Annotated in this window: 21 protein-coding genes; 16 read left to right on the top strand and 5 right to left on the bottom strand. The window is 68.2% G+C overall.

Going from position 1 to position 21,458, the window contains the following annotated elements; genetic code table 11:
• The first annotated feature begins 9 nt into the window (after window positions 1-9).
• The 4 genes from aztB (at window position 10) to aztD (ending at window position 4,299) form a co-directional block, all read left to right on the top strand.
• Window positions 10-864: a zinc ABC transporter permease AztB gene (gene aztB / locus AZG88_RS08015; RefSeq protein ID WP_061697401.1), complete on the top strand. Its 855-nt coding sequence runs from the start codon at window positions 10-12 to the stop codon at window positions 862-864.
• Window positions 865-877: 13 nt separating this feature from the next.
• Complete coding sequence (locus AZG88_RS08010; protein WP_061697400.1) at window positions 878-2,152, top strand: hypothetical protein; 1,275 nt, start codon at window positions 878-880, stop codon at window positions 2,150-2,152.
• Between the two features lie 5 nt (window positions 2,153-2,157).
• Window positions 2,158-3,069 (top strand): zinc ABC transporter substrate-binding protein AztC, encoded by a 912-nt coding sequence (aztC, locus tag AZG88_RS08005; RefSeq protein WP_061697423.1) that lies wholly within the window; start codon window positions 2,158-2,160, stop codon window positions 3,067-3,069.
• Between the two features lie 66 nt (window positions 3,070-3,135).
• Window positions 3,136-4,299: a zinc metallochaperone AztD gene (aztD, locus tag AZG88_RS08000; RefSeq protein WP_269455033.1), complete on the top strand. Its 1,164-nt coding sequence runs from the start codon at window positions 3,136-3,138 to the stop codon at window positions 4,297-4,299.
• A 16-nt stretch (window positions 4,300-4,315) separates the two neighbouring features.
• On the opposite strand, the gene AZG88_RS07995 is transcribed toward aztD, so the two are convergent.
• From AZG88_RS07995 to AZG88_RS07985, 3 genes are read right to left on the bottom strand one after another with little or no spacing between them, the layout of a single operon-like run.
• Window positions 4,316-4,735: a carboxymuconolactone decarboxylase family protein gene (locus AZG88_RS07995; protein WP_025433264.1), complete on the bottom strand. Its 420-nt coding sequence runs from the start codon at window positions 4,733-4,735 to the stop codon at window positions 4,316-4,318.
• Between the two features lie 43 nt (window positions 4,736-4,778).
• Entirely contained in the window at window positions 4,779-6,350 is a 1,572-nt protein-coding gene (locus AZG88_RS07990; protein WP_061697398.1) for an NAD-dependent epimerase/dehydratase family protein, read from the bottom strand.
• Window positions 6,350-7,582, bottom strand: coding sequence for an aminotransferase class I/II-fold pyridoxal phosphate-dependent enzyme (locus AZG88_RS07985; RefSeq protein WP_156517446.1), 1,233 nt, complete (start codon window positions 7,580-7,582; stop codon window positions 6,350-6,352). The genes AZG88_RS07990 and AZG88_RS07985 overlap by 1 nt, the downstream gene beginning before the upstream one ends.
• A gap of 168 nt (window positions 7,583-7,750) precedes the next feature.
• Between AZG88_RS07985 and AZG88_RS07980 the strand changes: the two genes are divergently transcribed.
• Both AZG88_RS07980 and AZG88_RS07975 read left to right on the top strand, forming a co-directional pair.
• A complete protein-coding gene (locus AZG88_RS07980) occupies window positions 7,751-8,866 on the top strand; it encodes an acyl-CoA dehydrogenase family protein (protein WP_061697397.1) in 1,116 nt (371 codons plus the stop codon).
• Window positions 8,867-8,941: 75 nt separating this feature from the next.
• Window positions 8,942-9,310 carry an MmcQ/YjbR family DNA-binding protein gene (locus AZG88_RS07975; protein ID WP_061697396.1) on the top strand — a complete coding sequence of 123 codons (369 nt, stop codon included), beginning with the start codon at window positions 8,942-8,944 and terminating at the stop codon, window positions 9,308-9,310.
• Here the strand turns inward: AZG88_RS07975 and AZG88_RS07970 are convergent.
• Window positions 9,291-10,643, bottom strand: coding sequence for a TIGR01777 family oxidoreductase (locus AZG88_RS07970; RefSeq protein ID WP_061041266.1), 1,353 nt, complete (start codon window positions 10,641-10,643; stop codon window positions 9,291-9,293). The two genes, AZG88_RS07975 and AZG88_RS07970, sit on opposite strands and share 20 nt — an antisense overlap.
• A 59-nt stretch (window positions 10,644-10,702) precedes the next feature.
• On the opposite strand from AZG88_RS07970, the gene AZG88_RS07965 reads away from it, so the two are divergent.
• Window positions 10,703-12,184 carry an SDR family oxidoreductase gene (locus AZG88_RS07965; RefSeq protein ID WP_061697395.1) on the top strand — a complete coding sequence of 494 codons (1,482 nt, stop codon included), beginning with the start codon at window positions 10,703-10,705 and terminating at the stop codon, window positions 12,182-12,184.
• Here AZG88_RS07965 and AZG88_RS07960 read toward each other — a convergent pair.
• Window positions 12,163-12,765, bottom strand: a complete 603-nt coding sequence (locus tag AZG88_RS07960; protein ID WP_061697394.1) for a lipocalin family protein — start codon at window positions 12,763-12,765, stop codon at window positions 12,163-12,165. The two genes, AZG88_RS07965 and AZG88_RS07960, sit on opposite strands and share 22 nt — an antisense overlap.
• 193 nt (window positions 12,766-12,958) lie before the next feature.
• Between AZG88_RS07960 and AZG88_RS07955 the strand changes: the two genes are divergently transcribed.
• The 9 genes from AZG88_RS07955 (at window position 12,959) to AZG88_RS07915 (ending at window position 21,404) form a co-directional block, all read left to right on the top strand.
• Window positions 12,959-13,624, top strand: a complete 666-nt coding sequence (locus AZG88_RS07955; RefSeq protein ID WP_061697393.1) for a fasciclin domain-containing protein — start codon at window positions 12,959-12,961, stop codon at window positions 13,622-13,624.
• Between the two features lie 172 nt (window positions 13,625-13,796).
• Window positions 13,797-14,444, top strand: a complete 648-nt coding sequence (locus AZG88_RS07950; RefSeq protein WP_061697392.1) for an alpha/beta fold hydrolase — start codon at window positions 13,797-13,799, stop codon at window positions 14,442-14,444.
• Complete coding sequence (locus AZG88_RS07945) at window positions 14,437-15,777, top strand: NAD(P)/FAD-dependent oxidoreductase (protein ID WP_061697420.1); 1,341 nt, start codon at window positions 14,437-14,439, stop codon at window positions 15,775-15,777. The genes AZG88_RS07950 and AZG88_RS07945 overlap by 8 nt, the downstream gene beginning before the upstream one ends.
• Entirely contained in the window at window positions 15,774-16,514 is a 741-nt protein-coding gene (locus AZG88_RS07940; RefSeq protein WP_061697421.1) for a DUF1365 domain-containing protein, read from the top strand. Before AZG88_RS07945 ends, AZG88_RS07940 begins: the two co-directional genes overlap by 4 nt.
• A complete protein-coding gene (locus tag AZG88_RS07935; protein ID WP_005251046.1) occupies window positions 16,511-17,893 on the top strand; it encodes a class I SAM-dependent methyltransferase in 1,383 nt (460 codons plus the stop codon). The genes AZG88_RS07940 and AZG88_RS07935 overlap by 4 nt, the downstream gene beginning before the upstream one ends.
• Window positions 17,890-19,200, top strand: coding sequence for a class I SAM-dependent methyltransferase (locus AZG88_RS07930; RefSeq protein WP_061697391.1), 1,311 nt, complete (start codon window positions 17,890-17,892; stop codon window positions 19,198-19,200). Before AZG88_RS07935 ends, AZG88_RS07930 begins: the two co-directional genes overlap by 4 nt.
• Window positions 19,197-19,997, top strand: a complete 801-nt coding sequence (locus AZG88_RS07925) for a DUF1295 domain-containing protein (RefSeq protein ID WP_061697390.1) — start codon at window positions 19,197-19,199, stop codon at window positions 19,995-19,997. Before AZG88_RS07930 ends, AZG88_RS07925 begins: the two co-directional genes overlap by 4 nt.
• 98 nt (window positions 19,998-20,095) lie before the next feature.
• Window positions 20,096-20,674 carry a sigma-70 family RNA polymerase sigma factor gene (locus AZG88_RS07920; RefSeq protein WP_011595276.1) on the top strand — a complete coding sequence of 193 codons (579 nt, stop codon included), beginning with the start codon at window positions 20,096-20,098 and terminating at the stop codon, window positions 20,672-20,674.
• The gene (locus AZG88_RS07915; RefSeq protein ID WP_005251028.1) at window positions 20,667-21,404 is read left to right on the top strand and encodes an anti-sigma factor; all 738 of its coding nucleotides are present in this window, start codon (window positions 20,667-20,669) and stop codon (window positions 21,402-21,404) included. Before AZG88_RS07920 ends, AZG88_RS07915 begins: the two co-directional genes overlap by 8 nt.
• Window positions 21,405-21,458 lie beyond the last annotated feature (54 nt).

The following is a 21,458-nucleotide window of genomic DNA, read 5'->3' as shown; positions in this document are numbered from 1 at the left end:
ATTAGCAGAGTGCAGTGGCTACTCGACCCCCTGATGGTGTCCTTCGTCCGGCGCGCGCTCTTCGCGGGAATGCTGGTGTCCGTCCTCTGCGGCCTGGTGGGCACGTGGGTCGTGTTGCGCGGCATGGCCTTCATGAGCGAGGCCATCTCACACGGCATGCTGCCCGGGGTGGCCGTCGCCTATCTCGCCGGCGCGAATCTCCTCGTCGGCGCGGCCGCGAGTGCGGTCGTCATGATCCTCGGAGTCGCCTGGGTCTCGAAGAACTCGCGACTGTCCGAGGACACCGGGATCAGCCTGCTGTTCGTCGGCATGCTCGCGCTGGGTGTCGTGATCGTCTCGCGCGCACGGTCGTTCGCGGTCGATCTCACAGCCTTCCTGTTCGGTGACGTCCTGTCGGCGACGCGGGGAGATCTGATCTGGCTCGCGGCGGCGGCCGCGGTCGCCGGGATCGTCTCGGTGATCGCGTACCGCCCCTTCGTCACCCTCGTCTTCGACGAACGCAAGGCCCACACCCTGGGCCTGCAACCACGGTGGGCGCACCTCGCACTGCTCGCTCTGGTGGTCCTCGCGGTGGTCGCGTCGTTCCGCATCGTCGGCACCCTCCTCGTGTTCGGTCTCCTCGTCGCCCCGTCCGCCATCGCAGCACTGTTCGGCAGGTCGATCGGCGCGACGATGGCGATTGCCGTGCTCCTCGGCTGGTCCGCCACGTTCGCCGGGCTGATCGTGTCGTGGAATGCCGACACCGCCGCGGGCGCGACGATCGCCGGAATCGCCGTGCTCCAGTTCTTCGTCGCGGCCCTGGCCCGGTCGGCGGTGCGACGACTTCGGCCTGCCCTCTTGCCCACTCCGATTCCCGTTCGATAGATGGAGACCATGAATGCCGAACACGACCCTCGCCCGCGCAGCAATTGCCGCGGTCGCCGCGCTGACCCTCGGCGCCTGCGCATCCCCACCGGAGGAGGCCGCCTCCCCCGACGGCCGGAGCCAACCGGGTAGCGACCTTGCCGCCGAGGCGGGATCCACCGAGGTCGAGGGGCCCGAACCCCGGCTCGTCGTGTCGGACGCCGACTCCGGCCGCGTGGACGTGCTCGACCTCGCGACGGCAGAGACTCTCCATTCGTTCGAGTTCGACAACCCGACGCGGGTGACGACGGTGAAGGACCGCTACGCGTTCGCCGTGGACGGTGCCGGCGGCGCCGTGCATGTCGTGGACGCCGGTTCCTGGACCATCGATCACGGGGACCACAGCCACTCGTACACCACGCCACCGGTCGAACTCGGCGTGCTCGAGGGCGGCAAGCCGGTGCACGTGATCGAAGGCGACGACAAGGTGGCGACGTTCTTCGACGGGGACGGACTCGCCCGCGTGATCGACTTCGCCGCGCTCCGCAAGGACAGCATCGACGTCGGGGCCGTCGTGGAGGCCGACGCACCGCACCGCGGCGTCGCGCTGCCGATCGCCGACGGTTTCGTGGTGTCGCGCTCGGCCGCGGACGGAACCGGTTCCCGCCCCGGCACGTTCGAGGTCCACACGGCGGACGGGCAGGTCGAGCAGGGCTTCGACACCGCCTGCCCGAACATGCACGGCACGGCGGTGTCCGACACGGACGTGCTGGCCGCGTGCGACGACGGACTGTTCCTCGCGACCACTGCGGCCCGGGCGTGGACGTCGGAGAAGGTTCCGTACCCGGCAGGCATCGGCGCCGCCACCCGACCCACGTCGTTCCGCGGACACGACGGCCTGCCGATCCACGTCGCCGCCGCGGGACCCGCCGCCACCAACGACGGGGTGCTGGTCTTCGATGCGCGCACCCGCGGGTGGACGCACGTCCGGACCCCGGATCGCGCGCTGAGCGTCGCACCGGCGGGCGACGGTCGCTCCGTGTTCGCGGTCCTCGCGGACGGCACCTTCCGCGTGTACGACACCACGACCGGCGCGGAGACCGCCTCCTCGCGCGTACTGGCCGCCCCCTACGACTGGAGCACCGAGTTCGCGACCCCGCCTGCCGTCGTCGTCGGCGGCACTCGCGCGTACGTCTCGGATCCCGCGTCGAAGACGGTGACCGAGATCGACTTCCGGGACGACGCGCGGGTGGCGCGGACTCTCGACGTCGGAGTCGCCGCGTCCACCCTCGGCGTGGTCGGGCTGTGAGCGGGATGCGCCGCCTGCTGCCGCTGACCCTGCTGACCGCACTCGCGGCGCTGTCCGTGACGGCATGTTCGCCGGGCGCATCCGACGGGCCGGTGGTGGTCGTGACGACGAACATTCTGGGCGACGTGGTGCAGAACGTGGTCGGCGACCAGGCCGACGTGACGGTGCTGATGCCGAGAGGCGCCGATCCCCATTCGTTCGAGATCTCCGCATCGGACGCCGCGCGGGTGGAGCGCGCCGACCTTCTCGTGTCGAACGGTCTCGGACTCGAGGAGGGAATCGGCAAGACCGTCGACACCGCACGCTCCGAGGGTGTCCCGATCCTGCAGGTCGGTGAGGCCGTGCGGCCGATCGAGTACCGTTCCGGAAAGTCGACGGGCACCCTGGATCCGCACATCTGGACCGATCCGGACCGGGTACGCGAGGCTGTTGCACTGATCCGCGACGCGGTGATCGAGCACGTGCCGGAGATCGACGCGGGAGGTGTCCGCACGAACTCGGACAGCTACGCCCGGCAACTCGAGGAACTCACCACTCGGATGACGGACAGATTCGCGACCGTCCCCGCAGGTCGGCGAAAGCTGGTGACCAATCATCACGTCTTCGGTTATCTGGCCGAACGTTTCGGCTTCGACACCGTGGGGGCGGTGATTCCCAGCGGGACCACCCTGGCGTCGCCCAGCGCGTCCGACCTCTCGGACCTCGCCGCAACGATCACCGCGGCGCGGGTTCCCGCGATCTTCGTCGACTCCTCCCAGCCCGATCGGCTCGCGCAGGTATTGGCCTCGGAGGCCGGTGTTCCCGTCGACGTCGTCTCGCTTTTCACGGAATCACTGGGCGAGAACGGCTCGGGCGCGGGCACGTACATCGAGATGATGGATTCGAATTCCCTGGCGATTGCGGAGGGGTTGACGTAGCGATGCATTCACACATGCACACTTCCGACTTTGACAACCGTTTGCAATAAGAGTTAATTCTCCTGGGTGACCCTTACCCGTAGACCTCTCCCCACCGCCGTTGCCGCCGTGGCACTCTCGGCGACACTTCTCACGTCCTGCTCCACCGACTCCGGCGCGGCCGAAGCGACCACCACAGACTCGGCCACACCGCGGCTGGCACTGAGCTACGACGGCGGTGTGCTGATTCTGGACGCGCAGAGCCTCGACGTGGTCGGTTCGGCCGAGGTGGACGGCTTCACCCGGCTCAACCCCGCAGGCGACGGCCGGCATGTGCTGGTCAGCACCGGAAACAGTTTCACCGCCCTCGACACCACCGAACCCGCCCTCACCGACGTCGCGTTCGAGGCGAAGACGCCCGGACACGTGGTCCGGCACGACGGCAAGACGGTGCTGTTCGACGACGGCACCGGACTGGTGCGCGTGTTCGATCCGGCCGGACTCTCCGAAGGCACACCCGACACCACCGAGTTCACGACGCCCGAGGCGCATCACGGAGTGGCCGTGGAACTCTCGGACGGCAGCCTGCTCACCACCGTCGGCAACGAGGACGAGCGCACCGGCATCGTCGTACTCGACCGCGACCGCAAGGAGATCGCACGCAACGAGGACTGCCCCGGTGTGCACGGCGAGGCCGTCGCCGCCGACGAGACGGTGGTCGTGGGATGCCAGAACGGCCTGCTGATCTACCGGGACGGCGTCATCACCAAGGTCACCAGCCCCGATCCCTACGGGCGCATCGGCAACCAGGCCGGCGACGAGGATTCACCGATACTGCTGGGCGACTACAAGACCGACCCCGACGCCGAACTCGAGCGCCCCGAACGGGTCTCGCTCACCGACACCGCCACCGGACAACTCACCCTCGTCGACCTGGGTACCAGCTACACGTTCCGCTCGCTCGGGCGGGCCCCGCACGGTGAGGCCCTCGTCCTCGGCACCGACGGCACCGTGCACGTGATCGACCCGGACAGCAAGGCGGTCAGCCGCACCGTCGACGTCCTCGATCCGTGGACGGAGCCGGACAAGTGGCAGTCGCCGCGGCCCGCGCTGTACGTGCAGGACCACACCGCCTACGTGACCGACCCCGCGAACAAGAAGATCCACACGATAGACCTCGACACCTGGACCGTATCCGGGCAGGCGGAACTGCCGGAGACCCCGAACGAGATCACCGGCGTCACGGGCTGATTCGTTGACCGCAGCGTCAGCCGTCGGTTTCCAGCGGTCCCAGTTCCGCGTCGAGCGCCTCCTGCACCACGGTCATCGCCGACAACCCGGCGGGGGCGCCGCAGTAGGCGCTCGCGTGGATCACCGCTTCGACGATCTCGGTGCGGGTCAGACCGTTGCGCAGTGCACCCCGCACGTGACCCTTCAGCTCACCGTGCGCACGGAGCGCGATGAGCATGCCGAGGTTGAGGAGGCTGCGGCTGCGCCGGTCCAGCCCCGGCCGGTTCCACACGGCGTCCCAGACGTGCTCGGTGACGAACTCCTGCAGCTGCTCGCTGTCGGTCCCGGCGGTTCGGGTGAGTGCCCGCTCGACGAAGTCGGGGCCCATCACCTCACGCCGCACCGTCAGACCCGCCTCGACGGCCGGACTCCGCTTCCCGGGTTCTGCACTGGTCATGGGTTCACTCCTGTTCACAGCGTCTACGTGTTCGGGAGTCACTCTACGAGTCGACGCGATCGGCGCGGGTGAGTGCGACGACGTCGCGGACGGAGTGGGCGTGCGGGATGTGCCCGAGCCCACCCTCGTACCGCAGCCTCCGCGGGAGCAACCCGTCGGCCGGGTTGACCGACGCATGGGTCCGCGAGCGGGCCACTCTCGATCGCCATCTTCCCGGCCGCGACGCGCGCTCGGTCGCGTCGCCGACCCTCACCACGAGCGGAGTGGCACCGAACCGGATGCGGGCGTAGCCGAGAGCAACCGCCAGGGCGTCGTTCACCCCGGCCACCGTCGCGCGACCACGCTTCCCCGTGCTCAACCCGTGCCCGGGGAGGTCCACGACGACGACGTCGACCCCGTTCTCCGCCAACTCGGCGGCGAACGGGGTGAGATACCGTGCGTGGAGTCCGGGTGGCGCGGGCAGGACCACGGTGGCTGCGCCGCCCGACTTCACGGTGGCTGCGCCGCCCGACTTCACGGTGGCTGCGCTGCCCGACCGCGCCGCGTGAATCTCGGCGTGCACGGCCCCGGTCGCCGCGGGAATCTGGACGTGTTCGAGTCCGCGGCCGTCGACGCCGACGAATTCGGACGCCGGCTCCAGCGCCGCCTCGCAGGCGATGCGGCGTTCCAGGGCATCTTCCCTGCGCAAGACGGGTTTCCCCTGCAGCAGGATCATGACGGCCGCCGACTCCCGGGCCGTCAGCGTCGGTGCCCAGCCGGTCGCCTCGGTCAGGCGCGTCGAATCGACGACGGTCTCGCCCGCGGTCACCCACTGGCCGGAGAACGCGGTGAGTCCGAGCCGGAACGCGACGTTCGCCGCCACGACCGCCGGTCGTTCGGGCACGTCGAACATCCGCTGCCCCTGCATTGCCGCGAGCTCGCGGACACCCACCCAGTCCCGCGGTCCGAGGTTGAACGGGCCCACCAGATCCTGCTTCACGGCGCGATGGAACGCGTCCGCCATGTCCCGCTGGTGCAGGAATTGATACGCGGCGTCGTCGGCCCGCGGAAACGCCCCGACCGGGCCGGTGAGCTGGTCGATGCCGTCGTTGGAGAAGTCCGGTCCGATGATGTAGGTGGGACGCAGCATCGAGATCGCCATCTCCCCCGGGTGGCGGCGCAGCCACCACTCCGCGTAATGCTCGACCTCGGCCTTGTCGTGGAAATAGTATCGGTCGGGATCACCTGCGGGATAGACGTCTTCGTTCACCGGCTTCGGCCGTAACTCCGGTCCGTACGCGTTGATGCTCGACGCGATCACGACGCGCAGCACGCCTGCCCGGTACGCGGAGTCGATGACGTTGCGGGAACCCCTCAGGTTGATGTCGTGGGTCGCCGTCTTGTCCCGGATCTCCTCCACCACGAACGCCAGGTGGACCACGGCCTCGCAGCCACGGAACACCTCCTCGATGCCCGGGTCACGAATGTCCATCCGGACGGACTCGAGTTTCGGATGTTCGATCGGCAGTTCCCGCCTGCCGAGCCCGACCACCGCGCCGATGTCAGGATCCGCCAGCAGCACAGGGAGGATCGCGGCGCCGAAGTCGCTCGTCGCCCCGGTGACGGCCACCTTCATCACGCGGCGGCCTCCGTGACGGTCTCGGAGATCACTTCCACCGCCCGCCGCAACTGTGCGTCCGTGTGGGTGGCCATGACGCACAACCGGAGCATCGCGCCCGAGCGGGGAACGGCGGGATAGAGTGCCGCGCTGGTGAACACGCCCTTGTCGAACAGGGTGCGCCAGAGGTTCATCGCCTCGAGGTCGTCGCCGACGTGGACGGACACGATGGGCGTCACCGTCTCACCACCACCGGGCAGCGGCGACAGCGCACCCACGTCGAGTCCGTTGTCCGCCAGTCCGGACCGCAGGACCGCGGCGTTGTCCAGCGCGCGTCGTGCGCGCTGTTCCCCCTCCTCGCTGCGGATCAGCCGCACCGCGGCGAGGGACGCCCCCACCGCGGCGGGAACACCGGACGTCGTGAACAGGAAGGCACGGGCATTCACTCGCAGCGAGTCCAGGAGGTCACGCGACCCCGCGATGAATCCGCCCGTGGAACTGGGACTCTTGGACAGCGACGCCATCCGGATGTCGGTGTCGCCGTCGATGCCGAGCAGTTCGGCGGCGCCGGTCCTCTCCTCGCCGAAGATGCCGAGACTGTGCGCCTCGTCCACCATCAGGGCCGCATCGTAGCGGCCACAGAGTTCGGAGACCGCGCCGAGTGGGGCGAGATCGCCCTCCATCGAATACAACCCGTCCACGATCACCAGCACCGCGCCGTCCCCGTCTGCCGTGTCCCCGAGAATGCTCTCCAGGTCGGCGACATCGTTGTGACGGAATTTGCGGACCGTGGCACCGGACAGAGCACATCCGTCTCGAATCGACGCGTGGGCGGCGGAGTCGACGACGACGACGTCGCCCGCGCCCACGACGGCACTGATGGTGCCGAGATTCGTTTGATAGCCGGTGGTGAAGACCATCGCGTCCTCGGTGCCGTGCCATTCGGCGATTTCCGATTCGAGGTCGAGGTGCAGGTCCATGGTGCCGTTCAGGAGCCGGCTTCCGGTGATCGCGCCACCGAACGTGTCGAGGGCGTCCTGCGCTCCCCGACGGATGGCGGGGTGATCGGCCAGTCCGAGATAGTTGTTGGAACCGAGCATGATCCGGTCGGCGCCCTCCACCTGGACGACGGGTGCGGTGGCGGACTCCATCACCCGGAAGTACGGACTCACGTCGGACTCACGAACTGCCCGGAGTAGATCTACCCGGTCGTCGCCACCCAGCCTCTGGATCAATCTGTTCACAGCCATCGATACCAATCTCCTCGCGGTGTGCATGATCGGAATTTCTCCGTTGATTCGGAGCGGCCGCCGATGCGGTTTGGTGGCACCGACCAAACCGGATTACTCCCCACTCCGAATGTCCCTATGGATTTCCCTGGAGATCCGGAATTTCCGCGAACACATTCGAGGAGTGTCATGACCGCATTGATGGCCCGTGAACACGCAGCACTGAAGTCGTATCTGCCCGACCTCGCCACCTACCTGGACGAGACACCACTGCTCACCCTGGAGGGCAGAGACAGCGGGGCGATCGGCCGCTTCCGGGACGCAGGCGGTACCGCACTGACCATCCCGAAGGAGTCCGGCGGGCTGGGCGCCTCCGCGCTGGACTCCGTGCGGGTCCAGCGGGCGATCGGGAGCAGGTCGCCCTCTCTCGGCGCCGCCACCACCATGCACCATCTGTCGCTCGCCACCCTCAACGAGTTCGCGCAGGAGGCGACGGACGAGGACCGCGCGCTGATCACGAGCCTGGTGGAACAACGCGCCGTCGTCGCCTCCGGCTTCTCCGAGGGAGTCACCGGCGGCAACGTCTTCGTCCCCACGATGACCGCCACCAGGAACGGGTCGAGCTACATCGTCAACGGCAGCAAGAAGCCGTGCAGCCTGTCGAGTTCGATGGACCTGCTCACCGCCAGTGTGGAGGTCGACACCGGTGAGCGGGCGATCGCGCTGATCCCCGCCGGCACCCCCGGCATTTCGGTGCGACCGTTCTGGGAGAGCTGGGTCCTCGCGGGAGCCGAGAGCGACGAGGTGCACCTCGAGGACGTCGAGGTGCCCGCCGACCTCGTCCTCCTCAACGGCGCCGACGACCCCGACGGCCGACACGAGATGACCGGGTACCTGTGGTTCGGCATGCTCGTCACCGCGAACTACCTGGGTGCGGCGAGCGCACTGCTCGAGCGGCTACTGGCAGCAGGCAAGGACGACTACGAGGGTTACGTGCGCGCCGCCGCCGACGTGGAGAACGCGATGGCCGCGATCGAGAACATCGCCCGCGCCGTCGACGAAGGTGAACGCGGACAGGATATTTCGGTGCGACTACTGTTCTCGCGCATAGCGATTCGCGACGCGCTCGTCCGCGCGTCCGCGGCGGCCGTCGAGTCACTCGGCGGGATCGCGTTCATCACATCCTCCGACATCGGCTACCTCACCGCCGCCGTCCACGCATTTGCCTTCCACCCGCCGTCACGGCGATCGGTCTCCGAATCGCTCGCCAAGTTCCACGCCGGAGACGAATTCGCCTTCGTCTGACCCGCCGCGATCCGGGCTGTCGGTGATCCGGGATATAAAGGTCCTGGACCACCGACCGGCTGCCCAGGAGCTGTGATGCCCACCGAACACGACGTGCGCGCGATGATGCTGGCGTTGCCGGAGGCGCACGAGGTGGTGATCGCCAACTGGGGCGACCAGCCGACGTTCCGCGTGCGCAAGAAGTTGTTCGGTCTGGTCGGTTACGGCGCCCCCACCGTCTGCCTCAAAGCGACGAAGGAAACGCAGGCGGCCCTGCTGCAGGAGGATCCCGACGTCTTCCTGGTCGCACCGTTCTTCGGGCGGTGGGGCTGGATCGACGTCGTCCTCGACCGAGTCGACGCCGAAGAACTGGCCGAACTCGTCGAGGAGGCGTGGCGTCTCACCGCCCCGAAGCGGGTCGTGGCGGCGTACGACGCGGGGCACGCTACCCCTCGTCGGTCTTGAACCGACCGAGCTGGTGGCGCAGCGCCGTGTCGAGGTCGGGGCGCCGGAACCGGTGGCCGCGGTCGAGCAGCTTGCCCGGAGTGACGCGCTGATCGGCCAGGGCGAGCTCGCGTGCGCCCTGCTCGCCGAGCAGGAGCTTCGGCCCGAAATCGGGGACCGGGAGGAAGGCCGGGCGGTGCAGCACCGACGCCAGGACCGCGGTGTACTCCTCGTTGCGAACCGGATTCGGCGCCACCGCGTTGACCGGACCGCTCAACCCCGAGTCGACGACGGCGCGGTGATAGACGTCGATCAGATCGTCGATGTCGATCCACGACAGCCACTGCGTTCCGGCACCGAGACGACCTCCGAGTCCGACCTCGAACAGCGGCCGTTGCAGGCGCAGCACGCCGCCGCTCGGCGACTGCACGATCCCGGTGCGGACGTGGACCACCCGCAATCCGGCGTCGGCGGCCGGCTTCGCCGCGTCCTCCCAGTCCGCCACGACGTCGGCGAGGAAGCCGTGACCCCGCGGGTCCTGCTCGTGCAGCACCTCGTCGCCCCGGTCGGGGCCGTAATACCCGATCGCCGACGCACTCACGAAGATCTTCGGTCCCTGCCCGGACGCGGCCGCCACTTCCGCCAGCCGACGGGTGGGCTCGATACGACTGTCCCTGATCGCCCGGCGATGACCGTCGGTGAACCGTCCCGCGATGGACGCGCCGGCGAGGTGGATCACCGCGTCGACTCCGTCGAGCAGGTCCGCGGCAGGGGCGTCCGGGTTCCAGCGCCGCTCGTCGGGTGTGCTGGGAGCGCGGCGCACGAGACGGATTACCCGGTGCCCGCCGGTGCTCAGGAACGCGGTGAGGGCGGAGCCGACGAGACCGGAGCTTCCCGTCACGGCGACGGTGAGGGGACCGGGCAGGAGGGTGGACGCCCAGTGGTGCCGGTCCATGTCGTCGGCGAGCTGGCGATGGCGGTAGACGAACGTCGATCGGAGGAAGTGGCCGGGCACGATGGTGGCGACCTGGTCGGTGACCCGGGTCCGGCCCTCGGACACGACGTCGAACGTGTGCGTGTGCCGCCACGGCACCAGCAGTCGCAGCGGCAGCGCGGCCGAATAGTCGACGAACCGGTGCGGAGGGTCGTACGCCTTCGCGTCGTGCTGCGCGATCCACGTCAGGCCGCCGGGCATGCGCAGTTCGGCACGACCCGATTCCAGAGACTCGGACTCCTTCGTGAGGCTCAGTGGCTGCCAGGGCGGTGAGAGCCGGGTGAACGCCCCGGCCCTCGTGTGCCAGGCGAACAACTCGTCCCGCGAGGCCTCGACCACACTCGAATGCACGATGCCCATGACCCGACCTTAGCCGCGATGGCGGGCGAGGCGGTGACAACGACGGGTAGCGTGTGGGAATGACGCAGTTACGTGTACTGGTCACCGGTGCCACCGGATACATCGGCGGACGCCTCGCTCCCCGGCTTTCGCAAGCCGGCTACCGGGTGCGGGTTCTGGTGCGTTCACCCGAGAAACTGACCGACGTTCCGTGGGCGTCCGACGTCGAGATCGCCCGCGGCGACCTGAGCGATCCCGAATCCCTTTCTGCCGCTTTCACGGACGTGGATGTCGTCTACTACCTCGTGCATTCGATGGGTGGTTCGGAGGAGTTCGAGGAGGCCGAACGCGTCAGCGCGGAGAACGTGGCCGAGGCGGCCAGCACGTCCGGTGTCGGCCGGATCGTCTATCTCGGCGGGCTGCATCCCGACTCGGTGGACCTCTCTCCGCACCTGCGCTCCCGCACACAGGTGGGGCAGATCCTCGTCGACTCCGGTGTTCCCACAATGGTTCTGCAGGCAGGGGTGGTCATCGGCTCAGGTTCGGCGTCGTTCGAGATGATCCGCCACCTCACCAACCGGCTCCCCGTGATGACCACCCCGCGGTGGGTGAACAACCGGATCCAGCCGATCGCGGTCCGCGACGTACTGCACTACCTCGTCGCCGCGGCCGAGGCGCCGTTGCCGCGCAGCCGCACCTTCGATATCGGTGGCCCCGACGTCATCCGCTACGGCGAGATGATGCAGACGTACGCCGAGGTCGCGGGCCTGCGTCAGCGTCGCATCCTCGTCCTTCCGGTACTGACCCCGAAGCTCGCCGGTCTGTGGATCGGTCTGGTCACCCCGATCCCCCGCTCGCTCGGGCGGGCCCTGATCGAATCGCTGCAGAACGACGCCGTCGCCTCCGAACACGACATCGACGACGTCATCCCACCGCCGAAGGCCGGCCTGACCACGTACCGGGACGCCGTGCGATTGGCGTTGCGGCGCATCGACAACGGCGAGGTGGAGACGACATGGGCCAGTGCGTCGCCGGTCGGCGCCCCGTCCGATCCGTTGCCGTCCGATCCCGATTGGGCCGGCGAGGTCGTCTACACCGACGAACGCACCAGGGACTGCGACGCGGACGCCGGAACGCTGTGGAGCGTCGTCGAGAGCATCGGCGGCGAGAACGGCTGGTACTCGTTCCCACTCGCGTGGTCGGTGCGCGGCTGGCTCGACCGCGTGGTCGGCGGTGTCGGACTCACCCGCGGACGCCGGAACCCGAAGCAGCTCAACACCGGTGACCCCTTGGATTTCTGGCGGGTCGAACGCATCGACCGGGGGTCCCTGCTACGGCTGCGCGCCGAGATGCGGGCACCGGGCGGGGCGTGGCTCGAATGGCGAGTCCACAGTGTCGATTCCGACCGGTCCCGACTCGATCAACGAGCCATCTTCTTCCCGAAAGGCCTCGCCGGACGGCTGTACTGGTACTCGATCATGCCGTTCCACGGAATCATCTTCAAAGGCATGATGGAGAACATCACGGGCTCCGCTGCCCGTCACACCGTGCAGAGCGGCTGAATTCCTTCTCGGCCACCGGTGGTCGGGGACGTCAGCAACAGGCACGAGTTGTAGCCGCGCGATTCCACCACCTGCCGGATCTGCTTCCATCCCGCGTCGTCGACCGCGGGGTTGCGGGAGAGGACGAAACCCGAAGCCCGTGCCGGGTCACCGACGAGCGCCCACGAGTAGTCGTCGGCGATGTAGGTGACCACATAGTTGGTGGGACCGTCCGGCGAACTCTGGAATGGCACGTCCGGGAAGCTCACGTGGAGTTGTGCATTGGTGACCGGGTCGGTGACGCGCGCATTGCCGTTGATTCCGTTCGTCCCTCCCGCCCAGGTGGTGCACGTGTTGGCGACGCTGACGTTCGACGGGTCGACGAGCCCGTACGTCGCCCTCGTGTCCCGCGCACAGTCCAGGTTGAACGGCTGTGGCACAGCGGCCAACTGATACCACGTACCGAGGTACCTCTGGACGTCGAGGGACGGGACGGGTGCGAGCGCACCGGGCTGAGCCTGTGCCGGGCTCGCCGCCAGCACCACGGCCGCAGCGGCGGTCAGCAGTCCTGCGGCGAATCCACGTGCCTTCGAGAGCGTCATCTCGGATCCTTTCACGATAAACGGGCAGCCGGAGCAGAGGGCCTGCGCAGCACCCTCTCTCGGGGCATTCGACGCCTCTTCCGGATCGGATGGGTCGATCCTCGAAAACCTTCGACCCATCCGTTCCGGAGACCGCTCCGAATGCCTGTCGATGGTGCTCATCCGCACCCACACCGGAGAGAGGCAATAACCCATGAACATCAGCACACGAGTTCTGGCAGTCGCAGCGAGCACGTCCCTCGTCCTGCTGGGCGCAGCGTGTTCGTCGGACGACAGCGACTCGTCGAGCAGCGGCTCGGCCCCTGAGGCGGTGACGTCCGAGTCGATGTCGTCCGGTTCGATGACCTCGTCCGCGATGGCCGATCCCGCCGCCAACCTGGTCGGTCCGGGCTGCGCCGAGTACGCGAAGACGGTGCCGGACGGTGCCGGTTCGGTCAGCGGCATGGCGCAGGATCCCGTCGCGACGGCCGCGTCCAACAACCCGCTGCTCACCACACTCACCGCCGCCATATCCGGTCAGCTCAACCCGCAGGTCAACCTGGTGGACACGCTGAACAGCGGACAGTTCACGGTGTTCGCGCCGGTGGACGCCGCGTTCGCGAAGGTCGACCCGGCCACGATCGAGACCCTGAAGACCGACCCGGCGCTGCTGACCAAGGTCCTGACCTACCACGTCGTGCCCGGCCAGATCGCGCCGAGTGACATCGACGGCCAGCACACGACCGTCGAGGGTGGCACCGTCACCGTCACCGGTTCGGGCGACGATCTGAAGGTCAACGACGCCGGCGTCATCTGCGGTGGCGTCCAGACCGCCAACGCCACGGTGTACCTGGTCGACACCGTCCTGATGCCCCAGTAAGCACGCTCGTCTCACAGTTCTCCGCACCCGGCGGCATCGGTCCCACACCGATGCCGCCGGGTTCTTGCGTGCTCCCACGTGAGTGCCACGGTGTGCTCGAGCACGCTTCGCCACTCACGTGAGCGGGTGCGGGTCCGCCCATCCGACGCAAAGTCAGCTCCGAATAATTGATATGGAGAAAGGCTCACCCACCGCCCCGGCGTACGTACTCGTGCTGCCCGGCGGCAAACCACGCAGTCAGGCACACTCGCGGTTCTGGCACTTGTCGAATCTGCGCATGACCTGGATGACCTGGTCTCTGAGGTCCACGCTCGGGCGGCACGGAATCGTCGTGGAGCGGCTGCAGTACCGGGTCCGCGGATGGAACGCCCCCGAGGCCAGCCCGGTGCAGGACGCCCGGGTGGCCGTCGAGCGGGCCCGGCTGCGGTTCGGGGACGTCCCCGTCGCCGTCGTCGGACATTCGATGGGCGGCCGCGTCGCCGCTCACCTCGCTGCGCTCGACACCATCCGGGCGATCGCCGCGCTCGCACCCTGGTGGCCCGAGTCCGACGGCGAACTGGTGCCCGCCGACCGCAGCCTGATGGTCGCGCACGGAACCGCCGACCGCTGGACGGATCCCACCTCTTCCCGAGTCCAGACCGAGCAGGCGCTGGCTCGTGGGGTGAACGCCTCGTGGACTCCCCTGACGGGAGCCGGACACTTCATGCTCACCCGGCCTCGCTGGTGGCATCGCATGACCGCCGATTTCGTTCTCGACGCCTTCGCTGCGGAAGGTGTCGTCGCCGCACCGACTGACCGGAAAGCAGGTCGCCATGCATGATTCGGAGAAGCTCGAACGCAGGAACGTCGCAGTGATCGGTAGCGGCGTCGCAGGGCTGACCGCCGCCTACGTTCTGTCCCGCCGCGACCGCGTCACCCTCTACGAGGCCGACGCCCGTCTCGGCGGTCACGCCCACACGCACCACCTGACACTCGACTCGGGCGCAGAAGTGGACGTCGACACGGGCTTCATCGTGCACAACGACCGCACGTACCCCACCCTGCTGCGCCTGTTCGCCGAACTCGACGTGGCAACCCAGGATTCGGACATGTCGATGTCCATCCGATCCGATGCGAGCGGGCTCGAATACGCTGGCGCGAAGGGGATCCGCGGACTGTTCCCCACCGCGCGCACCCTGGCCCGGCCGCGCTACTGGCGGATGCTCGGCGAGGTTCTCCGGTTCCACCGCTGCGCCCGCGCCGTGCTCGACACCCCGGCCGACGAGGCGGGCGCGCAGGAACCGCTGGGCGAGTTTCTGCGCCGCAACGGTTTCAGTCTGTACTTCGTCGAAAATTTCATGACTCCGCTCGTCGCGGCGGTGTGGTCGTGCGATCCCACGACAGCCGCGCGCTATCCGGCCCGCTACCTGTTCACGTTCCTCGAGCACCACGGAATGCTCACCGTCTTCGGGTCACCCACGTGGCGCACCGTGACAGGTGGCTCCGCCCGCTACGTCGAGAAGGTGGCGGCACACCTCGACGAGATACTTCTCGACACCCCCGTGCAGCAGGTGGAACGCACCCTGGACGGCGGCGCGTGCGTCGTCGACGGCAGCGGCGACGTCCGGTACTTCGACGCCGTGGTGGTGGCCGTCCACCCCCGTCAGGCGCTCGCCCTGCTTGGCGACGCCTCGGACCGCGAGACCGAGATCCTCGGCGACATGCCGTACTCGGTGAATCACGCCCAGCTGCACACGGACGAGTCGCTGCTCCCCCGCGCGGAGAACGCCCGGGCGTCCTGGAACTACCTGACTCCCGCCGACAGCACGGACGCGACGGGCGTCATCGTCACCTACGACATGACCCGGCTCATGCGCCTGGACACGGTGCACGACCGGCGGTTCCTCGTCACACTCGGTGGCAAGCACCTCGTCGACCCGTCGAAGGTCGTCGCCGAGATGACGTACGAGCACCCCGTCTACACCCCCGACTCCGTGGCCGCGCAGTCGCGGTTACGCGAACTCGGTTCCAGCACCTTTGCTTTCGCGGGCGCCTACCACGGCTGGGGGTTCCACGAGGACGGAGCGCTCTCGGGCCTGCGCGCCGCCGAACGGATCGGCGGATCGTGGGATACGCACGCCGGACGACACCGCGAACGGGAGACGGTGTCGTGACCGCGCCGGCGATCTACTCGACGACGATCCGGCACGCACGCACCGAACCTGTCCGCAACAGTTTCGAGTATTCGAGCTACAGCTGGTACGTCGACGTCGACGACCTTCCGCACCTACCCGGGTGGCTCGGTCCGTTCGCCCGCTTCCGTGCCGAGGACCACTTCGAACCCGGTTCCGGTGCCGGCGCGGACACGCTGCGCGCGAGGGTGGATGCGTTCCTCGCCACCCACGGAGTCGACCTCCGCGGCGGGACGGTGACGGCGCTCCTCAACGCGCGGGTGCTCGGCTACGTGTTCAACCCGCTCAGCGTGTACTGGTGCCACGACGTCGACGGCACCCTCCGCTGCGTGATCGCCGAGGTGCACAACACCTACGGTCAGCGGCACAGCTACCTGATCCGGCCCGACGGCAGCGACCGCGCCGAGGTGGACAAGCAGTTCTACGTCTCCCCGTTCAACGACGTGAGCGGCCGTTACGAGATGCGGTTCCCCGAGCCCGGCGACACGCTCTCGCTGAACGTGGTGCTCCACCGGGACGGGCACGCCCCGTTCACCGCGACGGTGCGGGGAACGCGGCAGCCCGCCACCCGCCGGACGGTCCTGAGGACTCAACTACGCACTCCCCTGGCACCTCTCGTGGTGTCGGCTCGCATTCGTATCCAGGGAATCACTTTGTGGGCCCGTGGACTCCCCGTCACGGCTCGGCCCGACGGCCGGCAGAAGGAGACAGTTCAGTGAGAAGGAACAAGGACACCGACATGGACGCATCGCCTGCCGTGAGTACCGCCGACCTCGCGTTCACCGGGGAGGATCCGCGGATCGACAACCGGATCTGGCCTGGCCTGGCCGACGTGCCAACAGGTCCGCGTGCCTCGGTGTCGGCGAAGGTTGCCGACCGCCTGTTCCGCCGCGCGGCCGCCGACCTCGACGTCCGCATCGAGTACCCCGACGGCACCCTGGTGGGGGCACGCCGGGAGCAGGAAATACTGCCTCGCATGATCATCCGCAACCCGGACGCATTCGCCCGGCGGGTCGGGACGAGCGGCCTCATCGGCTTCGGCGAGTCGTACATGGCCGGCGACTGGACGTCGCCGGATCTCGCCGCGGTGCTGAGCGTGTTCGCCTCACGGATGGCGACCCTCATTCCCCGCCCGCTGCAACGGTTGCGCGCACTGTATGTCGCCAAACACCCCGCCCAGGAACGCAACACCGAGCAGAACACCCGCTCCAACATCTCCCGCCACTACGACCTGTCCAACGAGATGTTCGAGACATTCCTCGACGAGACGCTGACGTACTCGAGCGCGCTGTTCTCGTCGACCCCGACCCGCGTGGGGCAGGTCCGGGACGTGACGGTCCTGCGGGCACCCGTCCCACAGATCACCCCGAAGTGGGAGGACTTCGCGGACGCGCAGCGCCGCAAGATCGATCGGCTGCTCGACGAGGCCGGCGTCGGTGCGGGCACCAGGCTGCTCGAGGTAGGGACGGGCTGGGGAGAACTGTGCATCCGGGCGGCGGAACGCGGCGCCGTCGTCCGTTCGGTGACGCTGTCCAGCGAACAGCAGAGCCTGGCCCGTCTGCGCGTCGCCGAGGCCGGCCACTCGGACACCGTGCAGATCGACCTGCTCGACTACCGCAACGTCGACGGCGAGTACGACGCCATCGTGTCGGTCGAGATGATCGAGGCCGTCGGACATCAGTATTGGGCCACCTACTTCCGGGTGCTCGACAAACTTCTCGCTCCGGGCGGAAAGGTTGCGCTGCAGGCGATCACCATGCCGCACGATCGGATGCTGCAGACCCGCAACACCTACACCTGGGTGCACAAGTACATCTTCCCGGGCGGATTCCTCCCGTCGACCGAGGCGATCGAATCCGTCACCGCCGAACACACCGCACTACGGGTGCGGGAACGTCTGAGCATGGGACAGCACTACGCGGAGACGCTCCGGCTGTGGAAGGAGCGGTTCGCCGCGCACAGCGCGCAGGCGGAGGAACTCGGATTCGACGAGACGTTCCGCCGCATGTGGCATTTCTACCTCTGCTACTCGGAGGCCGGGTTCCGCTCCGGCTACATCGACGTCCAGCAGCTCGTCCTCGACAAGACGGGAGCATGACCGTGACCGTTGCCGCCGAACTCGACAAGGCGTTGCGTCCGCTCGTCCGCGGCGAACTGCCCGTGCATCTGACCGCGTGGGACGGCAGCACCGCAGGCCCGGTCACGGCGCCGAAGGTGGTGCTGCGCAGTCCCGATGCGCTGCGCCGATTGCTCTGGAACCCCGGCGAACTCGGGGCCGCGCAGGCCTACGTGACGGGTGAGATCGACGTCGAGGGCGACCTGGGCGAGGCCCTGGCACACGTGTGGGCGGTGGCCCGCGAGCGGGGGCTCAGCGGAGTCCGGCCGAGCCCGACGACGGTCGCGAAGGTGCTGCGCGTCGCCGCGAAGCTGGGCGTCGTGGGCGGGCCGCTCCCCGCACCCGCCACACAGGCGAACATCCGCGGGCGGCTGCACAGTCTGCTGCGCGACCGCGCCGCGATCAGTCACCACTACGATCTCTCCAACGATTTCTACGCCCTGATCCTGGACCCGCAGATGGCCTACTCGTGCGCCTATTTCACCCGGAATGCGCCGGGAACGCCGCAGGATGCGGACTACGGACTCGGGGACGCCCAGCGGGACAAGCTCGACCTGGTGTGCCGCAAGATCGGACTCGAAACCGGCATGCGACTACTCGACGTCGGATGCGGCTGGGGATCGCTGAGCCTCCACGCCGCAGCCGAATACGGCGCACACGTCGTCGGTGTCACCATCTCCCGTGAGCAGAAATCATTCATCGACAAGCGGATCGCCGAGCGCGGGTTGCAGGACCGCGTCGAGATCCGTCTGCAGGATTACCGCGAGGTCCCCGACGGCCCGTTCGACGCCGTCGCCTCCCTCGAGATGGGTGAGCACGTGGGCGAGAAGAACTACACCCGGTACGCGCAGGCCCTCCACGACAACGCGAAGCCCGGTGCCCGGGTGCTGATCCAGCAGATGTCGCGCACCGGACGCCATCCCGGAGGCGGCCCGTTCATCGAGTCGTTCATAGCTCCCGACATGACCATGCGTCCCGTCGGTGAGAGCGTCGCGTACCTCGAACGAGCCGGGCTCGAGGTGCGCGACGTGCATGGTCTCCGTGAGCATTACGTCTGGACGGTCGACGCGTGGCTGGAGAAGTTCGAGTCCCGCTGGGACGACGTCGTCGAGATGGTCGGGCTCGAGATGGCCCGGGTGTGGCGGCTGTACCTCGTCGGCGGCGGGATGAGCTTCGAGCAGGGCCGCATGGGTGTCGATCAGATTCTGGCCGTGAAGCCGACCGTGGCGGGTCGGTCTCTGATGCCCGCCGTGCGGGTCGACTCCGCGGGATCCGGCGTGCTCCGATGAACGGATTCGACTGGTCGAACTTCGGCGCCGTCACCGCGGCGAGCGTTCTCGTGCTCGCCGTCCTCCAGGCCGCGACGTTCCTCGTCGGCCGGCGGATCGGACGCTACAACGTCGTCGACGTGTCCTGGGGCCTCGGTTTCGTCCTGGTGGCGCTCGTGGCCGCCGTCATCGGCGACGGCGACACACTGCGCCGCTGGCTGGTGGTGGTGCTCGTCGCGGTGTGGGGTCTGCGGCTGACCTGGCACATGTACGCCAAGTCCGCGGGCAAGGGCGAGGACCCGCGCTACGTGGAGATGCTCGACCGGGCGGGCGGCGACTCGCCCGGTGTCGTCGTCAGGAAGATCTTTCTCACCCAGGGCCTCGCGCAGTGGTTCGTGTCGCTGCCGCTGCAGGTGTCGGCCGTGCTCGGTCCCGCATCCGGGCTCGGCGCGGTCGTCGGGGTGCTCGGCGCCCTCCTGTGGGTGGTCGGTGTCGTGTTCGAAGCGGTCGGAGACCACCAGTTGAAGGCGTTCAAGGCGGACCCGTCCCACAAGGGCGCGATCATGGACGTCGGCCTGTGGGCGTGGACGCGGCACCCGAACTACTTCGGCGATTCCTGCGTGTGGTGGGGGCTGTGGCTCATCGCGGCGAGCGTGTGGCCCGGCCCCGTCACCGTGCTGTCTCCCGTGGTCATGACGTATTTCCTGGTGTTCGCAACCGGGGCGAGGCTGCTCGAGAAGTCGATGTCGCAGCGTCCCGGCTACCCCGAATACCAGCAGCGCACCAGCTATTTCCTCCCCTTGCCGCCGAAGCGGTGAGTGCCATGCCGGCATCGCTCGCATCCCCTCGGATCCCATCGTGGTCACACCGGCCGCAACCTGCTATTAGGCTGTGGATCGATGAACGGAATGGGCCGATGACCGGTGTCGACAGGGACACGGAGAACGTGACGCTGACGGCGTTGCTGGCGCGTATCGCGCAGGGCGAGCGGGATGCCTTCAGCGATTTCTACGAACGCACCAGCGCGCGGGTGTACGGCATGGTGCTGCGGGTCCTGCGCGATCCCGGATACAGCGAGGAAACCACCCAAGAGGTGTACCTGCAGGTCTGGAACAACGCGGACAAATTCGATCCGAAGCAGGGGTCGCCGCTGTCGTGGCTGATCACCCTCGCACATCGCCGTGCCGTCGACCGGGTGCGGTCGGAGCAGTCCGGCACCGAACGGGAAGCCGCCTACGGCGCCTCGAGTTGGTACGGACCGTTCGACGCGGTGTCGGAGGAAGTCACCCGACGCGGCGACACCAGCGACGTCGTCGACTGCCTCGGCACGCTCACCGAAGTCCAGCAGAGAACGGTGGTCCTCGCCTATTACGGGGGACTGACGTACCGAGAGGTGTCGGAACGGCTGTCCGTCGCGCTTCCCACGGTGAAATCACGAATTCGAGACGGATTGATCAGGCTCAAGCAATGTCTGGGGGTGCAGTTCGATGGATGAGTCCCAGCACGAAATCCTCGACCTCGCTCAGGTGTACGCCCTCGACGCCGTCGACGATCAGCAGCGCCTCGAGATCGACACCGCCGTCCAGAACGCACCGCCCCACGTTCGTCTCGAATTCGACACCGCCGTCCGCGGTGTGCACGAGACGATGGCCGCCCAGTCGGCGTCCACCGCGGTCGAGCCGCCCGTTCACCTGCTCGGGCGAATCCTCGATGCGTTGCCCGGCACTGCCGCTGCGCCCGCACCGATAGCGCTGGACGAGGTTCGTGCGCGCAAGCGCAGGCGTCTCGTGGCGGCGTTGAGTGCGGCGGCCGCGGTCGTCGTCCTCGCCGTGGGTGGCATCACCGTCGCTCAGCAGTTGCAGAGCGAGGACGGCCAACCCGTGCCCGCGCAGATCCTCGCGGCCGACGACGTCCGCACTGCGGTGGCACCGATCGCCGGTGGCGGTTCGGCCACCGTCGTGTACTCCAAGGACGTCGACGCCGGAGTGCTGGTGATGAACGACGTCCCACCGCCCGAGTCCGGTTCCGTCTATCAGATGTGGCTGCTCGGACCATCCCACGAGCCGGTGTCTGCCGGAATCATGGAAGCCGATGACGTGTCACCGTCGACCACCGCGGTCGTGAACGACATCGACCAGTCGACGGCGCTCGGATTCAGTGTGGAGCCGCCCGGCGGTTCCACCCAGCCGACCGGCGACATCTTCGCGACGGTGAACCTCACCTGATACGTGAGTGGCGAAGCGTGCCGGGGCACGCTTCGCCACTCACGTGGGGGCGAC

It is taken from the genome of Rhodococcus sp. LB1, from assembly GCF_001583455.1.
Classification (GTDB): domain Bacteria; phylum Actinomycetota; class Actinomycetes; order Mycobacteriales; family Mycobacteriaceae; genus Rhodococcus_F; species Rhodococcus_F opacus.
The sequence above is the reverse complement of the archived record's forward strand: the minus strand, read 5'-3'. Positions and strand labels throughout refer to the sequence as shown.